The sequence below is a fragment of the Paenibacillus lutrae genome (assembly GCF_009757775.1).
In the GTDB taxonomy this organism is placed as follows: Bacteria; Bacillota; Bacilli; order Paenibacillales; family NBRC-103111; genus Paenibacillus_F; species Paenibacillus_F lutrae.
Window position 1 is genome coordinate 97,839 of the sequence record NZ_RHLK01000012.1, and the last position, 21,986, is coordinate 119,824.

At 48.6% G+C, this 21,986-nt stretch carries 18 protein-coding genes; 15 read left to right on the top strand and 3 right to left on the bottom strand.

Annotated elements, in window-relative coordinates; translation table 11 throughout:
- Window positions 1–203 precede the first annotated feature (203 nt).
- Both EDM21_RS18220 and EDM21_RS18225 read left to right on the top strand, forming a co-directional pair.
- Entirely contained in the window at window positions 204–1,952 is a 1,749-nt protein-coding gene (locus EDM21_RS18220; protein ID WP_157337831.1) for an alpha-glycosidase, read from the top strand.
- A gap of 49 nt (window positions 1,953–2,001) precedes the next feature.
- On the top strand, window positions 2,002–3,741 hold the full coding sequence (locus EDM21_RS18225; RefSeq protein ID WP_157337833.1) for a methyl-accepting chemotaxis protein: 1,740 nt from the start codon (window positions 2,002–2,004) through the stop codon (window positions 3,739–3,741).
- A gap of 227 nt (window positions 3,742–3,968) precedes the next feature.
- Here EDM21_RS18225 and EDM21_RS18230 read toward each other — a convergent pair whose 3' ends face one another.
- On the bottom strand, window positions 3,969–5,909 hold the full coding sequence (locus EDM21_RS18230; protein ID WP_157337835.1) for an ABC-F family ATP-binding cassette domain-containing protein: 1,941 nt from the start codon (window positions 5,907–5,909) through the stop codon (window positions 3,969–3,971).
- 250 nt (window positions 5,910–6,159) lie between these two features.
- Between EDM21_RS18230 and EDM21_RS18235 the strand changes: the two genes are divergently transcribed.
- The 11 genes from EDM21_RS18235 to EDM21_RS18285 all read left to right on the top strand — a co-directional run bounded on the left by EDM21_RS18235 (window position 6,160) and on the right by EDM21_RS18285 (window position 15,672).
- Window positions 6,160–6,978, top strand: a complete 819-nt coding sequence (locus tag EDM21_RS18235) for a 5-formyltetrahydrofolate cyclo-ligase (protein WP_157337837.1) — start codon at window positions 6,160–6,162, stop codon at window positions 6,976–6,978.
- A gap of 23 nt (window positions 6,979–7,001) precedes the next feature.
- On the top strand, window positions 7,002–7,496 hold the full coding sequence (gene moaC / locus EDM21_RS18240; RefSeq protein WP_166542084.1) for a cyclic pyranopterin monophosphate synthase MoaC: 495 nt from the start codon (window positions 7,002–7,004) through the stop codon (window positions 7,494–7,496).
- Between the two features lie 36 nt (window positions 7,497–7,532).
- Window positions 7,533–8,033: a molybdopterin adenylyltransferase gene (gene mog, locus EDM21_RS18245; RefSeq protein ID WP_068777534.1), complete on the top strand. Its 501-nt coding sequence runs from the start codon at window positions 7,533–7,535 to the stop codon at window positions 8,031–8,033.
- Window positions 8,023–9,096 carry a molybdopterin-binding protein gene (locus EDM21_RS18250; protein WP_157337926.1) on the top strand — a complete coding sequence of 358 codons (1,074 nt, stop codon included), beginning with the start codon at window positions 8,023–8,025 and terminating at the stop codon, window positions 9,094–9,096. The genes mog and EDM21_RS18250 overlap by 11 nt, the downstream gene beginning before the upstream one ends.
- A 39-nt stretch (window positions 9,097–9,135) precedes the next feature.
- Window positions 9,136–9,432: a twin-arginine translocase TatA/TatE family subunit gene (locus tag EDM21_RS18255; RefSeq protein WP_157337839.1), complete on the top strand. Its 297-nt coding sequence runs from the start codon at window positions 9,136–9,138 to the stop codon at window positions 9,430–9,432.
- A 46-nt stretch (window positions 9,433–9,478) separates the two neighbouring features.
- A complete protein-coding gene (gene tatC / locus EDM21_RS18260; protein ID WP_157337841.1) occupies window positions 9,479–10,267 on the top strand; it encodes a twin-arginine translocase subunit TatC in 789 nt (262 codons plus the stop codon).
- Window positions 10,268–10,403: 136 nt separating this feature from the next.
- Entirely contained in the window at window positions 10,404–10,982 is a 579-nt protein-coding gene (locus tag EDM21_RS18265; protein WP_157337843.1) for a glycerol-3-phosphate acyltransferase, read from the top strand.
- The gene (locus EDM21_RS18270; protein WP_157337845.1) at window positions 10,979–12,571 is read left to right on the top strand and encodes an aminotransferase class V-fold PLP-dependent enzyme; all 1,593 of its coding nucleotides are present in this window, start codon (window positions 10,979–10,981) and stop codon (window positions 12,569–12,571) included. Before EDM21_RS18265 ends, EDM21_RS18270 begins: the two co-directional genes overlap by 4 nt.
- Before the next feature lie 409 nt (window positions 12,572–12,980).
- Entirely contained in the window at window positions 12,981–13,262 is a 282-nt protein-coding gene (gene groES, locus EDM21_RS18275) for a co-chaperone GroES (protein ID WP_157337847.1), read from the top strand.
- Window positions 13,263–13,406: 144 nt separating this feature from the next.
- On the top strand, window positions 13,407–15,035 hold the full coding sequence (groL, locus tag EDM21_RS18280) for a chaperonin GroEL (RefSeq protein WP_068777541.1): 1,629 nt from the start codon (window positions 13,407–13,409) through the stop codon (window positions 15,033–15,035).
- Between the two features lie 241 nt (window positions 15,036–15,276).
- Window positions 15,277–15,672: a hypothetical protein gene (locus tag EDM21_RS18285; protein ID WP_157337849.1), complete on the top strand. Its 396-nt coding sequence runs from the start codon at window positions 15,277–15,279 to the stop codon at window positions 15,670–15,672.
- Window positions 15,673–15,756: 84 nt separating this feature from the next.
- Here the strand turns inward: EDM21_RS18285 and EDM21_RS18290 are convergent, their stop codons facing one another.
- Both EDM21_RS18290 and EDM21_RS18295 read right to left on the bottom strand, forming a co-directional pair.
- On the bottom strand, window positions 15,757–17,379 hold the full coding sequence (locus EDM21_RS18290; protein ID WP_157337850.1) for an S-layer homology domain-containing protein: 1,623 nt from the start codon (window positions 17,377–17,379) through the stop codon (window positions 15,757–15,759).
- 250 nt (window positions 17,380–17,629) lie between these two features.
- On the bottom strand, window positions 17,630–20,089 hold the full coding sequence (locus EDM21_RS18295) for an O-antigen ligase family protein (protein WP_157337851.1): 2,460 nt from the start codon (window positions 20,087–20,089) through the stop codon (window positions 17,630–17,632).
- 161 nt (window positions 20,090–20,250) lie between these two features.
- Between EDM21_RS18295 and EDM21_RS18300 the strand changes: the two genes are divergently transcribed.
- Complete coding sequence (locus tag EDM21_RS18300; protein WP_157337853.1) at window positions 20,251–21,183, top strand: NAD-dependent epimerase/dehydratase family protein; 933 nt, start codon at window positions 20,251–20,253, stop codon at window positions 21,181–21,183.
- A gap of 17 nt (window positions 21,184–21,200) precedes the next feature.
- Window positions 21,201–21,974 (top strand): ABC transporter permease, encoded by a 774-nt coding sequence (locus EDM21_RS18305; RefSeq protein ID WP_338044018.1) that lies wholly within the window; start codon window positions 21,201–21,203, stop codon window positions 21,972–21,974.
- Window positions 21,975–21,986: the final 12 nt, after the last annotated feature.

Here is a 21,986-nt window from a genome sequence, read left to right on the forward strand (position 1 = left end):
CCGCATAACTTCCGCATAACTTTTGAAGCGAAAACTGTGGATAATGTGGATAAATCTGTTCATAAGTGCCTGAAGCTTTGAAAATTAAGCTTTTTTTTATTAAGAGGCTGTGGATGACTATGTGGATAAAAATATATTGGTTCGCAGAGGTTGAAAATCGTGTAATTAGGAACGATATCTTTATTCGGTAAGGAGTGAAACGGATGAATATTGAAGCCTTTTATCACGGGACTAAAAGCAACTGGGCCTATGCTTACGATAATAATTTGATCCACCTGCGTGTCCGTACCCAGCGTGATGATGTGGATCAGGTAACGGCGATTACAAGCGACAAATACGACTGGGACCGCTTTTACAAAGAATTTCCGATGTTAAAAACGGCTTCCGATTCGTTGTTCGATTACTGGGAAGCCGAAATTTCCCCGGAGCACAAGCGGTTATCTTATTGCTTCCGGCTTAGCTCAGGAGATCGGCAGCTGTGGATGACGGAGACGGGGATTCATTCTGAACAGCCCTATCCGACGGGGGGGTATTATGCTTTTCCGTATATTCATGAGAATGATGTCTTTCATCCGCCTGCATGGGCAAAAGATGCGATTTTCTATCAAATATTCCCGGAACGGTTTGCCAATGGGGATAAGAGCAATGACCCTGAGGGTACTCAGCCGTGGGGCGAAAGGCCCGAAGTGGACAATTTTTTCGGAGGTGATCTCCAAGGTGTTCTGGATCATCTCGATTATTTAACGGATCTTGGCATTAATGCGATTTATTTTACTCCTCTATTCCTGTCTCCTTCTAACCATAAATACGACACCATTGATTATAAAAAGGTAGACCCTCATTTCGGCGATAACAAGCTATTGAAGCAATTGGTGGAAACCTGTCATGAACGCGGAATCCGCGTGATGCTTGATGCTGTTTTTAATCACTGTGCGCTGGATTTTCCTGCGTTTAAAGATGTAAGAGAGAACGGGGCAGACTCGAAGTATGTGGACTGGTTCCACGTGAACGAATTTCCGATAGCGGTCAAAGACGGGATTCCCACGTATGACACGTTCGGTTTTTTTGAAAGCATGCCGAAATTTAATACCGCTAACCCGGAGGTCAAAGACTACCTGATCGGAATCGCCAAGTATTGGATCGAGGAAATCGGAATCGACGGCTGGCGCCTGGATGTCGCGGACGAGATTGACCACCATTTCTGGCGGGAACTGCGGCAGGTTGTCAAAGAAGTCAATCCGGAAGCTTATATTGTGGGCGAGGTGTGGAACGGCTCGCTGATGTGGCTGCTGGGGGACCAGTTCGATTCGGTCATGAACTATCCGTTCTCCGATAAAGTGCTGGAATTCTTCTCCGGGCCTGGGATGGACGGGCATTCGTTCGCAAGCAGCATGGGTTTTCTGCTCATGCGTTATCCGAAACAGGCCAATGAAGTGGTTTTCAACCTGCTGTGCAGCCACGATACCCCGAGAGTCTTGACGCGTGTCGGCGGAGACAAAAGAAGGCTGAAACTATGCGTCGTGTTCCTGATGACCTATATGGGCACGCCTTGCATTTTCTATGGGGACGAGGTAGGGCTTCAAGGAGGCGGCGACCCGGATTGCCGTCAGTGTATGCAGTGGCATCCCGATATGCAGGACAACGAGCTGCTTGATTTCTATAAGCTTCTGATCCATCTCCGCAAGGAAAACAAAGCGCTGCGGCAGGGCAGTTTCCGTTTCTTGAAAGCGGATCCCGGGGATCCCTGCATTATTTATGAGCGGATTGACGGGGACACTCACTTCACCATTTGGATGAATAATACGGAGGAGCGTGTGACCCTGAGCCATCCGATGAACACCGACGATTGGCGTGATGCGTTGTCTGAGGAAGAGGTAAAACCTGTCGACGGCATGATGAATATCGAATTGGATGAACTTGGATACAGAATTTTGTACCGAAAGTTAAAATAATCGTCGATTAATGTCGATATAGTCCCTATAGAAACTATAGGGGGATTCAATGAGACATTTAAAATGGAAAGTAACGACGAAATTGATTGCATTGACGACGGTACTGATGTTGGTTCTATCCGGAGTCTTGATGGCGGTTTCCTATATCCAGCAAATAAAGGATTATCAAAGGAAACTTAAAGCGACGGAGAAGGTTGTCGGGTTGATGTGGGAACATGAGGTTCTGCTGCTGACGAAGGTTATGGAACAGATTAAGAAAGGGGATCAGTCCGAGGCTGCTAAAAAGGACAGGGAACAGATTATCAGTATTGCGGATCACTTTGTTAAAGACAGCGATGTGTCGAACATTGTCCTCTACTATCCCGAAGAGAACGTAACGGACGGTAAGACTACCCTGAAAGTAATCGGGTCTAATTCCAAACTGGCAGCGGAACCTCTGATGGATTACCCGCTTTCGGAAGAGTACGGGAAAGCCTATGAGGGGATGAAGAAAGAGGGACAGGGCATTTCCACGGTCTATAAAGATGAAGCGGGCCAATGGATCAGCATCATGAGTATAATTGATGATCCTTCCGGACAGCCGGCCGCTTATGTGGGAATTGATTTTGACTTTAAAGATGGATACGAAGAATTGACCTTCCGGTTCTGGATGAGTCTTGGGATCAGTCTGGGAATCGGACTGCTGTTTATCGTCATGTTAAGTTTGTTTGTCCGCAAACTCTTAAAGCCGGTAGGTGAATTATCCCGTTTGTCCCTGGAAGTTGCTCAAGGTGATCTGACAGTGAGTATTCCCGTACGGAGTCAGGATGAGTTCGGTACTCTGGCACACAATTTCAACATGATGACGGCGAGTATCCGGGAGTTGATTACGGGAATTCGCGACTCGTCTGAAGAAGTGGGTCACGCTTCCGAAGTTCTTAAGACCAGTGCGAATCAGACAACCGAGGCCACGCATCATATTGCGGGCTCGATTGAACAGGTGGCCGCGGGTGCCGAGCGCCAGATGCAGAGTACGCAGGAAAGTACCATTGCGATGGAGGAAATGGCTTCGGGGATTCAGCGGATTGCAGAATCGGCGGGATCGGTCGCCCAATCCTCCGAGTCTGCCGCTGAAGAGGCTTCCCGGGGGAATGTGCTGATCCAGCGCAATGTGGCGCAGATGTCTCACATGAACGAGACGGTTCAAAGCTCGATGGAATCGGTGAATCAGCTGACCGGACTATCGGAGCAGATCGGCAATATTACTTCGATGATTGCCGATATCGCCAAGCAGACGAATCTGCTTGCGCTTAATGCGGCGATCGAAGCGGCGCGTGCCGGTGAGCATGGCAAAGGATTCTCGGTCGTCTCGGATGAAATCCGCAAATTGGCCGAACAGTCCAAGCAATCCTCCGAGCAGATCTCCGATCTCGTCGTTACGATCCGTTCCGGTACCGGTAAGGCGGTAGGAATGATGAAACGGACGGCGGAGGAAGTGACGGAGATGACCCAGGTTGTTGCGGAAAGCGGTGAAGCCTTCCAGCGGATCGTGGATCATATGGATGAGCTTGCAAAGCAGATCCTGGAGGTATCTTCTTCCTCCCAGCAGATGTCTGCGGGCACCGAGGAAGTCGCTGCCTCCATTTCGGAGCTGTCCAGCATGAACCGCCAGGCATTCGACAGCGCACAAACCGTTGCGGCTTCATCCGAAGAGCAGCTTGCTTCGATGGAAGACATCTCCGCTTCCGCAAACGTTCTTAATGAGATGGCTCAAGAACTCCGGCTGAGTGTAAGCAGGTTTAAGCTGTAACTTGAGCGGATATCCGTGCACTAATAACAGTTAGCATCGCTTCACAAACCGGCCCAGGTCTCTTTGAATCCGGCGCAGCCCGGCACAAACTGGCCGGATGCCTCATGAAATGAACTAAAAAGCAGTCCTCCGTGAGACAACGAAGTCTCTCCCGGCGGACTGCTTTTTTTAGCTGTTTAAAGATAGGGGGGATGACCTGATAAGACGTTCCGGTCATGCCGGCATTTCTATCCTACGAGGGATTCCCACTCGTCATAGCACTGCTGCAGTTCATCGCGTGTCTGCTCGATGAGGGTGTTCTTCTCCTGAACCAGCACATAGTCGTTATAAACGTCAGGGTCAGCGAGCTGCTCTTCGAGAACCGTGATTTCCCCTTCAAGCCGGGCAATGTCTTGTTCGAGCTGCTCTACGCGGCGCTGACGGTTGCGTTCTTCGCGCCTCGCCTGCTTGTCCGCCTCGTAGCCGGCCGCGGGTTTCTCGGCCGCAGAAGAGGCGGACGGTTTCCCTTCGCGTGTGGTCAACTGCCGGAGCCGCTCGGCTTCAATCTCGGCGAGTTCGGCCTTTTTCTCTGTGTAATCGTCGTAATTACCCAAATAGTGAGTCACCCCGCCAGGCTCAAGCTCCAGCATGCTCTCCGCCATTTTGTTCAGGAAGTAACGGTCATGGGAAATGAACAGCAGCGTTCCCTCGTAATCCAGCAGCGCCGATTCCAGCACTTCCTTGCTGTACAGATCAAGATGGTTGGTCGGCTCATCGAGGATGAGCATGTTGGCGTTGAGAAGCATAAGCTTCGCTAGTGCGACGCGGGCTTTCTCACCGCCGCTGAGGGAGGAAATTTTCTTGAAAACATCCTCGCCGGTGAACAGGAAGTTGCCGAGGACGGAACGGATACGCGCTTCTTCTATAGAAGGAAACGTGTTCCAGACCTCTTCCAGGATCGTCTGTTGTGGATTGAGCGTGGTCTGTTCCTGGTCATAGAAGCCGATCTTAACGTTCGTTCCCCAGCGGATCGTTCCTGCATCGGGGGAGTATTTGCCGATTAACGCTTTGAGAAGAGTAGTCTTGCCGACACCGTTAGGCCCGATCAGGGCAGCGGTTTCTCCACGCCGCAGATCAAAAGAAACATTCCTGAGCAGCTTCTTGCCTTCTCCGACCGTGATGCCGACATCTTTGACCTGGAGCACCTCTTTGCCGGATGTCTGGTCAATCTGGAAGGAGAAGCTGGCGCGTTTGAGATCGCCGAGAGGTTTATCGATGCGATCCATCCGTTCTAACGCTTTGCGGCGGCTCTGCGCACGCTTGGTCGTGGTAGCCCGCACGATGTTGCGCTGGACAAACTCCTCCATACGCGAAATCTCTTCCTGCTGTTTCTCGTAGTGCTTCATGCGAATTTCGTAATCCGCTGCTTTGAGATCCACAAAACGGGAATAATTGCCCGTATATCGTCTGGAGCTTGTCCGCTCGATTTCGTAAATCGCAGTCACGAGCGAGTCCAGGAAGTACCGGTCATGGGAAACGACCAGAATAGCGCCGGGATAACCGCGCAGGTACGATTCCAGCCAAGTCAGCGTGCGGATATCCAAATGGTTGGTCGGCTCATCGAGGAGCAGCAAATCCGGCTCTTCGAGCAGCATTTTGGCCAGGGCGAGCCTGGTTTTCTGGCCACCGCTCAGCGTCTCGACTAAGGTGTCGGGAGGGAAATCGCCGAAGCCCATACCATGCAGAATTCCGCGGATTTTGGCTTCGGTTTCATAGCCGCCTTGTTCGCGGAAATATTCGGATCTCGCCGAGTAGCGGTTCATCGTCGCTTCATAGGCTTTGGGATCATTCGCCAGCTTTGGATCCGCCATCTGCCGCTCGAGATTCCGGAGCTCCGCCTCCACAGCGAAGAGGGCCGTAAAGACGCTGCGCATTTCTTCCGCAATCGTCTTATCTGTCTGAAGGCCGCTGTTCTGACGCAGATAGCCGATGCGCGTATCTTTCGCTTTAAAAATTTCCCCTTCATCATAAGAAAGGTCGCCGGCGATGATTTGCAGAAGCGTAGATTTACCCGCTCCGTTAACGCCGACAAGCCCGATTCTTTCCCTGTCTTCAATTTGCAAGGTTATGTTAGAGAGCACGGCCGATACGCCGTAACTTTTACCTATTCCGTTCACTTGAAGCAGCATGTTTCTTTTCTACCTCCGTATGGACTCTATAAATTTATTTACTTATTATTAAGGAGAGGCTGCCCGCTGTGTTCGTACAGAGGGTATATCCGCCAGCCTACCCTAAGTGTACAGGAAAAAAAGCTTTAGGAAAACTGAACACATTTTTTTCAAACTTACGGGCAATGTGATAAAATAGTGACAACTACCTTGAATAGATAAAATTTTCTATCAAATACAGATACGGTTGAAAAGAGGCTGCTTGCTTCTCATGAATATGGATTATAAGAGCCAAGTGCGCAAACGTACGGAGAAACTGCGATCGAGCCTCGCCCCCGGGGACCGCATTCAGCGGGAACAGCGGATTAACGAGCATCTGATAGCCTGGCTGCAAGCTGCTATAGCCGGAGACGGCATCCGGGCGAGCGGGCGGACTGCTCTAAGCCTTATTGGAGAGACAGCCCAAGATCCGCCTGTCTTCAGCGGTAATGTAACCGGAACTCCGCCGAACGGGATGGATTCCATACGCACTAACGAAGAATCAACTAACCTCGCGCAAACCAAGGCAGATCAGAGCGATGAATCTGCTGCTCGGTCTGCCCGCCAGGAAGAGCTTGAATCCCCTGTATTCCTGGCTTACGTGCCCTTCCGTTCGGAATGTGACATTAAACCTGTTATTGAGGCTTGCTGGGAAACAGGTATCCGTGTCTATGTGCCGCGTTCAATCTACAGTACCCGAGAGCTCAAATTTTATGAAATACACAGTTGGAGCGATCTTGAGGAAGGCATGCACGGGATTCTGGAGCCGAATCGAGGCAATGAGATTCTATCCGATCTGCTGGCCGTGACCGCCGTATTAGTACCGGGACTGGCTTTTGACCGTTCCTTCGGGCGGCTCGGTTATGGCGGCGGTTATTACGACCGTTTTCTGGAACAACTCCTGATTGCCTGCGGTAAAGCGGAGAAGAAAGTTCCGCCTCTCCTGGCGGCGGCTTTTGAGATCCAGCTGGCCGATGACCTGCCTATGGAAGCTCACGATATCCGGCTGGATGTGATCATTACCGAAAGCGGAATCTATACAAGAACTTAAGAATGTGAAAGTAGGGAAAGCTAGTGGTTTCATCGGACAAACTGCCCCATTTTAACGAACAGGGACGAGCCCGGATGGTAGATATCAGCGGGAAAACGACCACCAGGCGCACGGCAGTGGCCCGTACGACCGTTACAATGCTGCCGGATACGCTCCGGATAATCCGCGAAGGCGGTCTTGCCAAAGGAGATGTGCTTGCGGTATCTCAGGTTGCAGGGATTATGGCTGCCAAGAAGACATCGGATTGGATCCCGATGTGTCATCCGCTTGCGCTGTCGGGTGTTGATATCCGTTTTGAAGAGCAGGGAGACAACGCGCTCGTTATAGAAGCGGAAGTCCGGACGACAGGGCCTACCGGCGTCGAGATGGAGGCGCTCACAGCTGTCTCGGCAGCCGCACTGACAGTGTACGATATGTGCAAAGCGCTGCAAAAGGACATGGTGATCGGACCCACGATGCTTTTGACTAAAACTGGCGGTAAAAACGGCGATTTTAACAGAAATGATACCATTTCTTAATGAAATTTTGATACAGTAGAGGGAGAGGTGAGAGGTATGCGCTGGAAGGTTGCGATTCTGACGGCCAGTGACCGCGGTTCCAGGGGAGAGCGGGAAGATACGAGTGCCCAGGTTATTCGCGAACTGGTAGAAGAAGAGATCCAAGGAGATATCATTGAATATCGTGTCGTTCCCGATGAAATGGATGAAATTATGGCGTCCCTGATTGAAATGACGGATTATTTTCAAGCAGACCTCATCCTGACGACAGGCGGTACGGGGCTGGCGGCAAGAGATGTGACCCCGGAGGCTACACTCAGTGTCATCGACCGCTCGGCTCCCGGCTTCGCGGAAGCTATGCGGATGAAATCGATCGAGAAGACGCCGAGAGCTATGCTTTCCCGTGCGGTTACGGGGATTCGGGGCTCCACGCTCATCATTAATCTGCCGGGCAGTCCCAAGGGAGTCCATGAGAGCTTGATGGCTATTATCGACGTGCTTCCGCATGCCCTATCGGTTCTTACCGGACGGGAGCTGGGTCACAGTGATGAAAGCTGAGCCGATGCTGCGCGAGGTTAAGGTGGAAGAGGCTGTCGGTCTTGTTCTTGCCCATGATCTCACGCAGATTATTCCCGGCAAGTTCAAGGGCCGTTTGTTCCGCAAAGGCCACTCAATTAAAGAATCGGATATTCCGGCTCTGCTGAGTATCGGCAAGGAGCATATCTATGTGCTTGAGCTTGCCGGGGGATATATGCACGAGGATGAGGCGGCTCTTCGCCTTGCACATGCCGTATGCGGAGCCAATGTCCAGCAGACGGAGCCTCATGAAGGTAAAGTAACCCTTAAAGCCGCTATCCACGGCCTTGCCAAAATAGACCGGACTTTCGTTCACGCCGTTAATGAAATAGATCAGCTTGTGCTGTCCACCATCCGCTCGGATACCGTCGTGCGGCCGGGCCAGCCTCTGGCGGGGACACGCGTCATTCCCCTGGTGATCGGGGAAGAGCCGGTTGCTCGCGCGGAAGGCCTGGCTGCGGCGCACAAAGAGCTCGCGGCGGCGCAGGACAAGCTGCGCATGAGTCCGGGCGCAGCAGAGCGCGATCACACGACGGCGGGAGCGGGGCTTATCGCCGTGAAGCCGCTGCGCAGCCTGCGTGTGGGGCTGATCACCACAGGCAGCGAAGTGTTCAAGGGCCGAATCGAGGATCGCTTCGGCCCTATTGTACGAGCCAAGGTGGAAGCTCTCGGCTCGCAGGTGATCGACCAGCGGTTCACGCCGGACGACATGGATGCGATCGGTGACGAGATCCGTCGTTTTCTCGGACTCGGCGCGGATCTTATCCTGGTAACCGGCGGCATGTCGGTCGATCCCGACGACCGTACGCCCGGCGCAATCCGCCGGGCCGGGGCCCGCATCGTCAGCTATGGCACGCCGATGCTCCCCGGCTCGATGCTGATGATGGCATACATCGGCAATGTGCCCGTCATGGGCTTGCCGGGCTGCGTCATGCACGATCCTTACACATCGTTCGATGTCCTTCTGCCGCGCATCTGCGCCGGGGAAACAATCGTCCGTGAAGATATTACCGCACTAGGCTACGGCGGGCTGCATGGCTGCTAGAGAAGCATATCCGTCAGACTGAAGGAGGAATACGTACACATGTTCCAGAATATAGGATTCACTGAAATTTTGCTGGTCGCTCTCGTTTGTCTGCTTCTGTTCGGGCCGAGCAAGCTGCCTGAGCTCGGTAAAGCTTTTGGCCGTACCTTACGAGAGTTCAAGAACGGTGCAAGAGAAATGATGGCGGAGAGCGAATCCGAGGATAAGAAAGCGGTCAAAGCTCCCGAAACCCCACAGGAAGCTCCGGTGCCGGCTTCGCTGACTCAGCAAGCTTCGCAGCCGCCCGTGTCCGCTGGTGCGGAGAGATCCGATAATCCCCGACGGCTCCCGGATTAAGAGGGTTTTTCTGTGAAGGTAGTGAAAGTAGATAGGTTGGTGCTGCATGGATAAAGAACAGCCATTGCTCGAACACTTGACCGAGCTGCGCAGACGGATTTTCTGGGTACTGGGTGTACTGGTCGTCGGCGTTGTCATTGGTTTGATTTTTGCAAAACGTGTGATTCTCTTTCTCAAATCCGTACCCCCGGCAGACAAAATTGCCTGGCACGTCTTCTCGCCGTGGGATGCCCTGCGTTTATACATGAATTTCGGTATGGTTGTCGCCCTGCTTATTACGCTTCCTGTAGCGCTCTATCATATTTGGGCTTTCGTGAGTCCCGGCCTCGAGAAAGCGGAACAGAGAGCTTCCATCCTGTACATACCGGGAGCTGTCGTCTTGTTCCTGGCCGGTTTGGCGTTCGGTTATTTTGTCGTGTTCCCGATGGCATTCTTCTTTACGACGGCGATCAGTCATTCGATGGGGATTACGGAATTGTACGGGGCCGCTCAATATTTCTCGTTTATGTTCAATATTATTCTCCCGTTGTCGGCACTCTTTGAGCTGCCCATTGTCGTTATGTTCCTGACGAAACTGCGGATTCTTAATCCGCTCCGGTTGGCTAAAATGCGCCGGTATGCTTACATGGTACTCGTCATCTTGTCGACCGTTATTACACCGCCGGATGCGATTTCTGCTATTCTTGTCTCGGTGCCGATGATTCTCTTGTATGAATTTAGTGTCTTTTTGTCGAGAATTATATACCGCAAGCAGCTTGTACAAGATGCAGCGTGGGAAGCCGAGTACGGAGATCAGGAAGAACCAGACGAGCAAAGCGAACAAGCGGTCAAATGACTGCTTGTTTTTTTATACCTTCTGGCGTAGTAGCCGGTCATAACGGATTCCGGCAGGCTGCCGCTTTAACTGTTCAGGTGAGGAAGTACTGTTTATAATGAGATGGAGGAAGATTACGCGGGAATCGAGTGATTGAATGATAATGAATCTGGTTATTATGTTGTTGGTCGCCTATGGATTAGGCTGCTTGTCCACGGCGTATCTTCTTATTAGATTTCAACATGGTCAGGATATCCGCACCCTCGGAAGCGGAAATGCCGGTGCCCGGAATGCAGGGAGGCATTTCGGTTCCAAGACATTTGCTGCGATTTTCATCGGAGATGCCGGCAAGGCTGTCCTGGCGGTTTATGCCGCTTCCTTGTTCACCGATTCACGGACCGTTCTGTATATGGTGTTACTGGCGGTAGTGGCGGGCCATGTGTACCCGGTATTTCTCCGCTTTCGGGGCGGGAAGGGAATGTCTCCCTTTGCAGGAGGGGCGCTGGCTCTGGACTGGAGTGTTTTCCTAGGTATGCTGGGATTAGCTGTGGTTCTGCTGCTTGTGTTCCGGAGGTTTACTCCTGCAGGACTTATTGCGATTGTTCCCTATCCTTTCTTTATTTATGGGGTTGAATTATCGCGGGCCGGCGCTCTGCTCGGAGGATTGACCGTCTTACTTATTCTTTTTGCGCATAGAAGCAATATCAAGGAAATGATCAGGGGTGGGGCAGGATGAGTTTGATATATAAAATTGCTTCGACCAATTCGGAAATAGAGCAGATCCACCGTTTGAATTACCAGACGTTCGTGGATGAAATCCCTCAACATGAGCCTAATGAGGAATGTCTTAAGGTAGACCGGTTTCATGACGAAAATACATATTTGATCGGGAAAAAAGGCGAAAAGCTGGTCGCTATGCTAGCCATACGCGGGCAACGTCCTTTTTCGTTGGACGAAAAGCTGGGGAACGTGGATGCTTATTTGCCCTTCAAGTCTAAGAATATGGTCGAAATTCGCCTCCTGGCCGTTGACAAGGAATATCGGTATGGTTCCACTTTCTACGGCTTGGCTCAGTTCCTGAAGGGCTATCTGTGGGACTCAGACGTAGATATGGCCGTAATGTCCGGAACGACGCGGGAGCTGAAGCTGTACCGGCGTCTCGGTTTTGTGCCGTTCGCCCACACGGTAGGGACCAAGGAGGCTGCTTTCCAGCCGATGTATATGACCCGGCAGTCTTTCCAGGAATCGGAGACAGCGAAGCTGTTCAAGAGCCCGGAGCCTGTATCTTTTTGCGCCGGTCCCGTGACTATTGATGCTGAAGTAGCCGGATGGATGAACCGTCAGCCTGTGTCGCACCGTTCCGCGCATTTTGTGGACAAGATGTCGGACGTGCAGGCTCAGTTAACCGCTATGACACAGTCGGAGCATGTGCAGATTCTGCTGGGCTCGGGAACACTCGCCAATGATGCTGTAGCGGGACAGCTTTCGCGCATAGAGGGGAGAGGGCTGATTCTCGTAAACGGAGAGTTCGGCGGCCGGCTGGTAGACCATGCCCAGCGGATGAGACTGGATTTCGATGTGCTGGAAGAGGCTTACGGAAAGCCCTTTGGCGCGCAGTCCGTCGAGGCGATGCTTCACAACTCTTCTTATTCGTGGGTATGGATGGTACATTGCGAGACTTCGACGGGAATGCTGAACGACCTTGAAGCGATCGGGGAATTGTGCTCGAAGTATGGGGCCAAGCTCTGTCTGGACTGCGTCAGCTCACTGGGAGCGGTGCGGCTGGATCTGCGGCAGGTGTATCTGGCGAGCGGTGTCAGCGGCAAAGCTATCGGAGCTTACACGGGTCTGGCGTTTGTTTTTCATCAGGAGAAAATAACTCCGTGCCCGCATCTCCCCCGTTATCTGGATCTGGGTCTGTATGCGAACAGGCAGAGCGTGCCTTTCTCGCATTCTTCTAATTTACTCGATGCTTTGAACGAGGCTTTACAAAAATATTCCAATCCCGGTCCCTATGATGAATTAATGGACATGAGTGAGCTGCTCTATGAAGAGCTTGACCGATTGGGGCTTAAGCCTTTGACGGAACAAGAGCATGCCGCTCCTCTCATTGTTACGATACCGCTGCAGCACCCTCTTTCTTCCTGCGAAATAGGGGATGAGCTTGCCCGGCAGGGGTTCTGCCTGCAGTATGAAAGTGACTATCTGACGGAACGTAATCTTATCCAGATTGCCACCATCGGCATCAGCAGGGAGAGCCTGCTCGATATGACGCACGAGCTGGAGAAGATCCTGGGGAATCTGCGGTATCCGGGCATGAGCTAAGCACGTATGCCGGATTGTCGGCATGGCAACCCGCATAGACGCGCCGAGAATGTGCCGGCTGGTTAAACAGGCCGCTTAACAGTGTGTCGGAGTTTAGTCCTTGGTCTTCGGTCTGCGAGGTCTAGCGGGAACAGCTGTAATAAAGCGTGACTCCATAGATGCGGGCCGCGTGTGAATGTCTTTGGTACAAGACGAATAAAAAAAGCCGATCTCGGATACAATGGGGAAGGCACTTCAGTTTGGGAACGTCTTCCAATTCGTTTTTTACCGGAAAAACTATAAAAAATAACAAAACCCACTTGCAAAACGATGATAAAATCATTATCATTAAAAGTGTTGTTAGCACTTAAGATGTTTGAGTGCTAAACCCTAAACCAATCCATACAAACCTAAAGGAGGCTATTTATCCATGATCAAACCGTTGGGTGATCGCGTTATCATTGAAGCCATTGCGAAAGAGGAAACGACTGCTAGTGGGATCGTACTTCCGGACACAGCCAAAGAAAAGCCGCAGGAAGGTAAAGTTGTAGCGGTTGGTAGCGGAACGCTGAAAGATGGCGAGCGTGTTGCACTGGAAGTTAAAGAAGGCGACCGTATTATTTTCTCCAAGTACGCAGGGACTGAAGTGAAATTCGAAGGCCGCGAGCTGTTGATTATGCGTGAGAGCGACATTCTTGCCGTCTTAGCCTAATTTAGCACAATAACGTAGAACAACTATACTTAAGCATAGCATTCGTATACTTGCCGGGACGGCTAGGCCGCTCTAACCGGGGACAAGTAAGGACATAGATCGCAAACGTAACAGCGAATATCATTTCAGGGAGGGTTTTAAACCATGGCTAAAGATATTATGTTCAGTGAAGACGCGCGTCGCGCAATGCTTCGTGGTGTGGACGCTCTGGCGAACGCAGTAAAAGTAACACTCGGACCAAAAGGCCGCAACGTTGTACTCGAGAAGAAATTCGGCAGCCCGCTGATCACGAATGACGGCGTAACGATCGCTAAAGAAATCGAACTCGAAGACGCTTTCGAGAACATGGGTGCACAGCTTGTTAAAGAAGTTGCAACCAAAACGAACGATGTAGCGGGTGACGGAACAACGACTGCTACGGTTCTGGCTCAGGCTATGATCCGTGAAGGCCTGAAGAACGTAACTGCCGGTGCTAACCCGATGGTAATCCGCAAAGGGATCGACAAAGCTGTCCGCGCGGCTGTTGAAGAACTTGCAAGCATTGCGAAGCCTATCGAAGGCAAGCAAAGCATTGCACAAGTAGCGGCCATCTCCGCTGCTGACGATGAAGTAGGCGAGCTGATCGCTGAAGCTATGGAGAAAGTCGGCAAAGACGGCGTTATCACCGTTGAAGAATCCAAAGGATTCGCAACCGAGCTGGAAGTGGTTGAAGGCATGCAGTTCGACCGCGGATACATCTCCCCTTACATGATCACGGATACAGACAAAATGGAAGCTGTCCTGGACAATCCTTATGTTCTGATCACGGACAAGAAGATCACGAACATTCAAGAAATCCTGCCTGTACTTGAGAAAGTCGTACAACAAGGCAAACAGCTTCTGATCATTGCTGAAGACGTAGAAGGCGAAGCTCTTGCAACGCTGGTAGTTAACCGTCTGCGCGGTACTTTCACTTGCGTAGCTGTTAAAGCTCCAGGCTTCGGCGACCGCCGCAAAGCTATGCTTCAGGATATCGCTGCTCTGACTGGCGGCCAAGTGATTACAGAGGAACTCGGCCTTGAGCTGAAATCCGCTACTGTACAACAACTGGGTACGGCTCGTCAAATCCGCGTAACCAAAGAAAACACGATCGTTGTTGACGGCGCTGGCGCTAAAGAAGACATCAACGCTCGCGTTTCGCAAATCAAAGCTCAACTGGAAGAAACTACTTCCGAGTTCGATAAAGAAAAACTGCAAGAGCGTCTGGCTAAACTTGCTGGCGGCGTTGCGGTAATCAAAGTCGGTGCTGCTACAGAAACCGAACTGAAAGAACGCAAACTGCGCATTGAAGATGCCCTGAACGCAACTCGCGCTGCTGTTGAAGAAGGTATCGTAGCAGGTGGCGGTACTGCCCTCGTGAGCGTGTACAATGCCGTATCGGCTGTCGGTGCAGAAGGCGACGAGAAAACAGGCGTAAACATCGTTCTGCGTGCTCTGGAAGAGCCTGTACGTACGATCGCTGCGAATGCGGGTCAAGAAGGATCTGTTATCGTTGAGCGTCTGAAGAAAGAATCCGTTGGTATCGGCTACAACGCGGCTACCGGCGAATGGGTCAACATGCTTGAAGCGGGTATCGTCGATCCTGCTAAAGTAACCCGTTCCGCGCTGCAGAACGCGGCATCCGTTGCTGCGATGTTCCTGACAACGGAAGCTGTCATCGCTGACAAGCCGGAGAAAGACAAACCAGCTATGCCGGATATGGGCGGTATGGGTGGAATGGGCGGCATGATGTAAGAAGGGCTTCAACAACCCTGTAATACCAGTAAAAGCGGACTCCTCCGGGGGTCCGTTTTTCTGTTACTTGGGTTAAAAATCTCATAGCTTACGAATGCCACAAGTTCTTTCTTTCTGAGCGGTCGTGGTCCTCTAATCAGAGATTATGAGGGAAGAATGACGATCCATTTATTTACAAAATATTATATCTGCTGGTAATTATTTCTGCTATACTCAAATTACCAAAAACAGGAGGTGTATTATGAAAAAGAAAATCATGTCCGTGACTCTAGCAGGTCTTCTTTCTCTCACTTTTGCAGTTTCATCCGCCCTGGCGGCTGGTGATCAAGTCGTTTCCACAGGTGTAACCGGTAATAATTTCAGTTCTACAGCGATCATTGACGGTCAAGGGAAGAATGGGAGATTGACACTGAAAATAAGCGGGGATGCTTATGGCATAACCTCCCTCTCCGAGAAATGTTCCAAGAGCTGGGTGAGTAAGGGCCTGCTGAATACCAACTCGGTCACGAATGGCGGAGTAGTCACAGCTAATTTTTATTTGAAAAGCGGCTGCCAGTACAAAGCAGATTTATATGGCACAGGGGATGGACAAGCAACGGTATGGCTCTATAATTACAATGGTCCTTTGTCGCCTTAGGTTTTAGTGACTCGGTGGGAGAAAGCGATAAAAAAACGACAGCCGCTCGCTTTGAAGCGGACTGTCGTTTTTTTATTCTGGTGGTTAAATGAATTTAGCTGCTTCCAGGAAGCGTTTCAGCATAGCAGCACTTTGTGCACGAGTCGCCTGCTCAAGAGGCTTAATCATAGTCGGTGTCATACCGTCGATGATTTTCAGATCAAGAGCTGCTGCGATCTCTTTCTCTGCCCAGATGATGCTGTTCGAATCGCTGAACTTGGCAAGAAGCTGTTGGCTCTTTGCGGAATCTACATTCGTGTTCACACCTGCATAGTTCAGTGCGCGAACCACCATAGCGGCCAGTTCTTCGCGGGTGATTTGATTATTCGGACGGAATGTACCGTCTTCATAACCGTCAACCAGCTTCAGCTTGGCTGCAGTTGCAACCACGTCAGCATACCATTGGTTGGATGCTACGTCCTTGAAATTGGAAGCAGCACTATTAGGCTGTACGCCCAGAGAGCGGACCAGCATTGCTGCGAACTCGGCACGAGTGACGCTGCGGTCTGGCTGGAATGTCGTGTTGGTAACGCCATCCACTACGAGCTTGTTAGCAAGCATCGTAATGTAAGACTCGCCCCAGTGGCCTTTGATGTCTGAGAAAGTCTTGTTCAATTCGAGTATACCGTATACGCTGTGACCTTGACGCTTGATCATAACATCTGTTTTGCCATCGTTAAACGAGTAGAAAGCAGGCACGAACATCATGCTCTTAGTGGTTTCGTCATACAGGAATGCCGTTGTTTTAGCCTGGCTCAGTACGGAGTTAAACTCCAGGCTGCGAGGCACGTATACGCTGCCTGTATCGATTGCCGCAAATTTATCCGCTGCAGTCGTTGCCGCCAGATTAAAGTCTGCCGGGGTACCTACAATTTTACCGCCCATAGCTGCTGCTGCTGTTTGCATGCTGCTGCGCTGCGCTTCGGATACGAATTTAATGCTGACGCGAATGTACAGTTCACTTGTAGCTACACCCAAAGAGCTGGCAAGGGAATCGTAGCTTAGAGATGCTAAAGGTACATAGTAGACAGCACTGCCGTTTCTGACTTTAACTTGTTTGTTGGTGCTGTTGTCTTTCAGGATCCAAGCCGGGATGTTGACCATATCCCCGTTAAGTACGATTTCGAGTGTATCGCCTTTGCTGAGAGCTTCTTGAAGCGCTTGAGCGTCAAGAGAGCCATCCGTTCCTGCTTTGATGATGTTCGGGGCTTTATTATCATCATCCGGCGTTGTTCCTCCGCCGTCGTTACCGCCGCCAGATCCGCTGCCTGGAGTAGTGGGGCCAGGGCTGGAATTGTTATCATCGTCACTGTAGTTGGAGTTGTACGCTTCCTTATAAACGGAATCTACTACAGAGTGCAGTCTGACGTAGGAATAAGTGGAACTAACAACGGTTGAAAAATCATATTTATACTGCTTTGTCGTCTCATCGTAGTAATTGGCATATGTAGCTTTAATAACTTTCACCAAATTACCACTTGGCCCATATACATGCAGGTCGGTTTCATTTCCTACCTTACTATCGAGGTATACAGAACCTGATACGGTATCATTGTTGAATGTTACATTTGAGTAGCTTGTTTTGGCTAAAGCAAGAATCGGCATAAGAGCAGAAAGCATGAACATCAAGCACAGCATCTGTGCAGTTTTGGTAAACCATCGATTCATCGGGGCAGCGCTCCATTCATTCTTAGATATTGTTTTTTTAATCTTGATCTTATGTTTCATCTTTTGTCGATTCACCTCCTTTTGCGACAGATTGTAAAGCTCATGATGTAAGTATTTAACAATCATAATTATCCATATATCGACATATTGAAACATTTAGCCTGTAAAATAATCCTTTTTATCAAAATAAAGACCTCATCCATGAAAAGGATAAGGTCTCTTGGTAGTTGTTTTTTAATTTAATCCTGTATTATTTTAGAGGGGGCGAGCTGGCAATGATCTGATCCACTTCTTGCTGCACAGTTGGAGATTGCCCTTTTGCTTTATCCAATGCGGTCTGATCGGTTTTATTCTGCAGTTTAAGTGCAGCCAAATAGTAACGAATTCCGGTTTGCTCGCTGCTATCTTTTAATTCGGACGATACAACAGGCTTTAACTCTGCTTCTGTCTCAGCATATTTGCCCTGTGCAAAAAGCATTTGACCTATGCTTAATCTCATGGCAGCCGTAACGTCAAAATCACGCCCTTGCAGCTGTCCTTCGGGAAGTTTAGACAGGTGTACTTTTCTATCCAGCACTTCCTGATATACCTTGGCCGCTTCATTCCAGGATTTTTCCGCTTTGGCTTTATCCTTGGCCTGGTATCCCTGGAAGCCTGTTGAGACCTCGTATTGGATCATTCTTTCATAGAAAGATATATCCCAAGGATATTTCTGTAGTGCTGTGCCAATCAGTTCAGCAGCCTCATCCCGCTGTCCTTTGGCTTGAAGAAGACGAATCTGACGATCCAGGAGAAATTTGTTATTAGGTTCTTTTTTGCGTGCTTGTTCAATTAGAGCTTTTTGTTCGGTGTAAAAATCTTCATTCTTATCTTGTTCATATAGCTGTGCCAGCATATCCGTTTTGACTAAGATGTATTCGGGATGGTTGGGCCTTAATTCAAGTGCATTGTTTAAAGGGGTCACAATATCCGTATAGTTTTGGGATGTTTTAGCTACCTCTAATGCTTTGGCGTACGAGCTGTTGGCTGTTAAATAACGTACGGATACAAAGAGGACTACAATGGAAAGTATAATCATCGCAGCAGGGAAAGCATACCGCACAGCACTGACCTGTTTAGAGAACTCTTTCGTTTTCACTTTGGAGAGCATGCCGCCCAGACAGATGAATAAGAGAGCCCCCATGTAAACATAACTGATATCAAAGTCAATCATACTGTGCGCCAGAATAGCCGATGCAAAAATAAAGTACAGGAAGTGACTATCCCGCTCATTCTCGGAACTACGGAAATACGTGCGAATATAGAAAGTGAAAATAGCAATCAACAAGCCGGCCAGAACGATAAATCCAACCGCGCCTACTTCAACTAAGTACTGTAAAAAGAAGTTGTGGGCTTGGCGGCTTGTGTAAGGGTTGTTCTGATACTGTTCATATAACGCTGACCATGCTCCGCCTCCGGCACCGAACAGCGGATAATCTGCAAACAGCTTCATAGCATCTTTGTAAAAAGTGAACCGTTCCAAAACGCTGTGTTGGGAGAAATTAATCGTTTCGATTCGGATGCGTACATTGTCAGGCAAAATGTTTTTAAGTGGTGTGGCCATTAAGATAATGAACCCCAGAATTCCGAGCAGTATCGAACCGCCTGGAATAGTCATTCTGGCCCATTTGCGTGCAGAGAATGTCTCTAGTTTGCTTTCCAGCGCAGGAGCAGCAAAGCGTTGTACCAGAAGCGCCAGAATGGCATAGACAAGTCCTGCACCCAGCAGCAGCAGCCATCCCTGTGCGGACAAAGAAGCCGAGAATTGTTTGTTTACATCAATTCCGATTGTAGTCACTTTGTTTAGCACGGCAAAAGACGCAAGAGTCGACAAAATCAGATGAATCAATAACAATATTTGCCTAGACGGCTTTTGAAAGATTAGAATAAGAAAGAAAACAGCCGGAAGGAAAATTAGTGCGCCGCGTGACAAAGTTAACATAAAGGATACAAGTACCGGCACCAGCATCCAGCTGTGGATCAGAACCTGCGGCCATTTGCGGTTTTTCGACACCAGGAACAGCCCGCAGCCCCATAGGGCGATCAAGAAGCCAGCGTAGGTGTTTGCATACTGAAAGACGGAGGCTAAACGGAGTCCATTGGAGTCTGTCATTACAGCATCCTGATAGATCCCCCTGGCAGCATCGACAGGTGCGAACCAGCTGACAAGCGTGCCTGCAAGCTGCCCGTTGCCAAGCCAGTTCAGCAGTCCAAACAGCACGATTACATATCCGCTTGTCAGCAGGACAGTCTGAATGATCCGGTTGCCGATCACAGAAGTGGTCAGATAGGCCCCGATCAAGAAAAGAGTAACTTGCACGATCTGTATCAGTAGCAGGTTTTGGCCTGTATAGGCCGATGCAGCCGGAACTAAGGATATCAAATAGCAGAGCGGCAATAGGAAAATAAGAATACTTAGTAAATCCTTGCGGTCTCTAAGCTTCCAGAAGTAAAAGAAATACACAGCGATCATCAGCAAGAATATGGAGGCCCAGACGACGGCTGAATAAATCGGTCTCTCGAAGTCTAGCGAATTGCCGTTAAATAAGGCCTTTTGGAACGGGGCCCAAAACAAAAACAGGCTAGCAAACCCGATTAGCAGCCAGAAAATAATCGAGCTTCTTTCGGCCTGTTCTCTTTCGTCTAACTTTGGTTTTTTATACGCGTACATGCATAGTCTCCCTCTCTTAAATCTCGACAATATTTTATCATAGTGGAGAAAATATTCCAATTTGAGTTTGGATCAGAGGCATGTACTTGTGCTTTATATGCTATTATGTTTAAGGTTGAATATCTTATTGCTTAAACTATTATATGTGTGGAGGGGCAGGAATGAACGTTCTTGTAACCGGCGGAGCTGGATTTATTGGATCAAGTATTGTTGAACTGTTAATAGAGAATGGACATAATGTATCCATCATAGATAATTTGTCTACCGGTAAAATGGAATTCGTAAATAAAAGGGCGAATTTTTATTGTGCAGATATAAATGATGATTTAAGTGAATTGTTCGAAGAAATTGAACCGGAAGTTGTCATACATCATGCTGCACAAATTAGTGTGCAGACGTCAATTTTAGAGCCGGTGAAAGATGCAAACATAAATATAACAGGGACTGTAAATTTATTGGAAAACTGCATTAAGTATAAAGTGAGGAAAATTATTTATGCTTCATCCGCAGCGGTTTATGGTAAACCTGCTTATTTGAGTATCGACGAAGAGCATCCTACTGTCCCTATTTCATTCTATGGGATCTCAAAATATACCCCGGAAAATTATATTAAACTATTCGCAGATCTATACGGGATAAAATATACAATATTACGTTATTCGAATGTTTACGGTCCAAGACAGGATTCTAAGGGGGAGGGAGGGGTTGTATCCATATTTTTTGACAAGCTATGTAATGATGAAATTCCCGTTATCTATGGATCTGGTAGTCAGACCAGAGATTTTATATATGTAAAAGATGTCGCCTTTGCAAATTTAATGGCTTTAAATAACGGTGACAATTCAGTAGCTAACATATCGTCCAATAAACAAACTAGTGTCAATGAGTTGTTTGAAGTCATTAACAGAGCGCTGGATATTACGAAAGTTGCTCGATATGGTAAAGCTAGATTAGGAGACATATCGGATAGCTGTTTGAATAATCGATATGCAAAGGCAATTTTAAACGGGTGGGCACCAAAATATTCACTTCAGTCGGGACTTGCTGAAATGATAGAATCAAATCGAACTTTGAAAAATTGCAACCATATATAAACCTAAGGAGTTACATTGTGCAAAATTTACTTAAATTAATGTTTAATCTTTCTGTTAATGATTTTAAAGCTAGATATACGGGATCATTTCTAGGAATCGTATGGGGAATTGCTAATCCTCTTATTACTATTTTAGTATATTGGTTTGTATTTGAGGTGGGTTTTCGCTCAGGCGTCCGTCCCGACGGTACTCCATTTATCGTTTGGCTTGCTTGTGGAATGATTATCTGGTTCTTTTTTGCAGAGTCTCTCTCAAGTTCAACTCACAGTTTCATTGAGTATAGCTACTTGGTAAAAAAGGTTGCATTTAGAATAGGGATTCTACCAATAGTGAAAATTATATCTTCATTTTATAATCATTTATTCTTCTTGTTGATTTTTAACATAATTTTAATTGTGTACGGTTATTTCCCGAATGTTACTTACATACAATCATTTTATTATTTGATTTGTGCTTCATATCTCTTATTGGGAATCAGTCTTATTACTTCGTCTTTAATTGTTTTTGTTAAAGATATTGGACAAGTAGTTGGTATTATCATTCAAATCGGATTCTGGTTAATTCCAATTGTCTGGTCAACCGAGATATTATCTGATAAATACACAAAAATTTTTAAATTAAATCCAGTTTATTATATTGTAGAAGGTTACCGAGATACATTTATAAATCACGTATGGTTCTGGCACCGTTACAATCAGACCGCATACTTTTGGTTAATCTCATCGGTCATATTAGTGTTGGGTATCTATTTGTTTAAAAAGCTAAAGCCACAATTTGCAGACGTATTATAAAAACCATATTAA

Coding starts and splice junctions, on each gene's coding strand:
- EDM21_RS18220 (WP_157337831.1), top strand. CDS start 204: ATGAATATTGAAGCCTTTTATCACGGGACTAAAAGCAACTGGGCCTAT.
- EDM21_RS18225 (WP_157337833.1), top strand. CDS start 2,002: ATGAGACATTTAAAATGGAAAGTAACGACGAAATTGATTGCATTGACG.
- EDM21_RS18230 (WP_157337835.1), bottom strand. CDS start 5,909: ATGCTGCTTCAAGTGAACGGAATAGGTAAAAGTTACGGCGTATCGGCC.
- EDM21_RS18235 (WP_157337837.1), top strand. CDS start 6,160: ATGAATATGGATTATAAGAGCCAAGTGCGCAAACGTACGGAGAAACTG.
- mog (WP_068777534.1), top strand. CDS start 7,533: ATGCGCTGGAAGGTTGCGATTCTGACGGCCAGTGACCGCGGTTCCAGG.
- EDM21_RS18250 (WP_157337926.1), top strand. CDS start 8,023: ATGAAAGCTGAGCCGATGCTGCGCGAGGTTAAGGTGGAAGAGGCTGTC.
- EDM21_RS18255 (WP_157337839.1), top strand. CDS start 9,136: ATGTTCCAGAATATAGGATTCACTGAAATTTTGCTGGTCGCTCTCGTT.
- tatC (WP_157337841.1), top strand. CDS start 9,479: ATGGATAAAGAACAGCCATTGCTCGAACACTTGACCGAGCTGCGCAGA.
- EDM21_RS18265 (WP_157337843.1), top strand. CDS start 10,404: ATGATAATGAATCTGGTTATTATGTTGTTGGTCGCCTATGGATTAGGC.
- EDM21_RS18270 (WP_157337845.1), top strand. CDS start 10,979: ATGAGTTTGATATATAAAATTGCTTCGACCAATTCGGAAATAGAGCAG.
- groES (WP_157337847.1), top strand. CDS start 12,981: ATGATCAAACCGTTGGGTGATCGCGTTATCATTGAAGCCATTGCGAAA.
- groL (WP_068777541.1), top strand. CDS start 13,407: ATGGCTAAAGATATTATGTTCAGTGAAGACGCGCGTCGCGCAATGCTT.
- EDM21_RS18285 (WP_157337849.1), top strand. CDS start 15,277: ATGAAAAAGAAAATCATGTCCGTGACTCTAGCAGGTCTTCTTTCTCTC.
- EDM21_RS18290 (WP_157337850.1), bottom strand. CDS start 17,379: ATGAATCGATGGTTTACCAAAACTGCACAGATGCTGTGCTTGATGTTC.
- EDM21_RS18295 (WP_157337851.1), bottom strand. CDS start 20,089: ATGTACGCGTATAAAAAACCAAAGTTAGACGAAAGAGAACAGGCCGAA.
- EDM21_RS18300 (WP_157337853.1), top strand. CDS start 20,251: ATGAACGTTCTTGTAACCGGCGGAGCTGGATTTATTGGATCAAGTATT.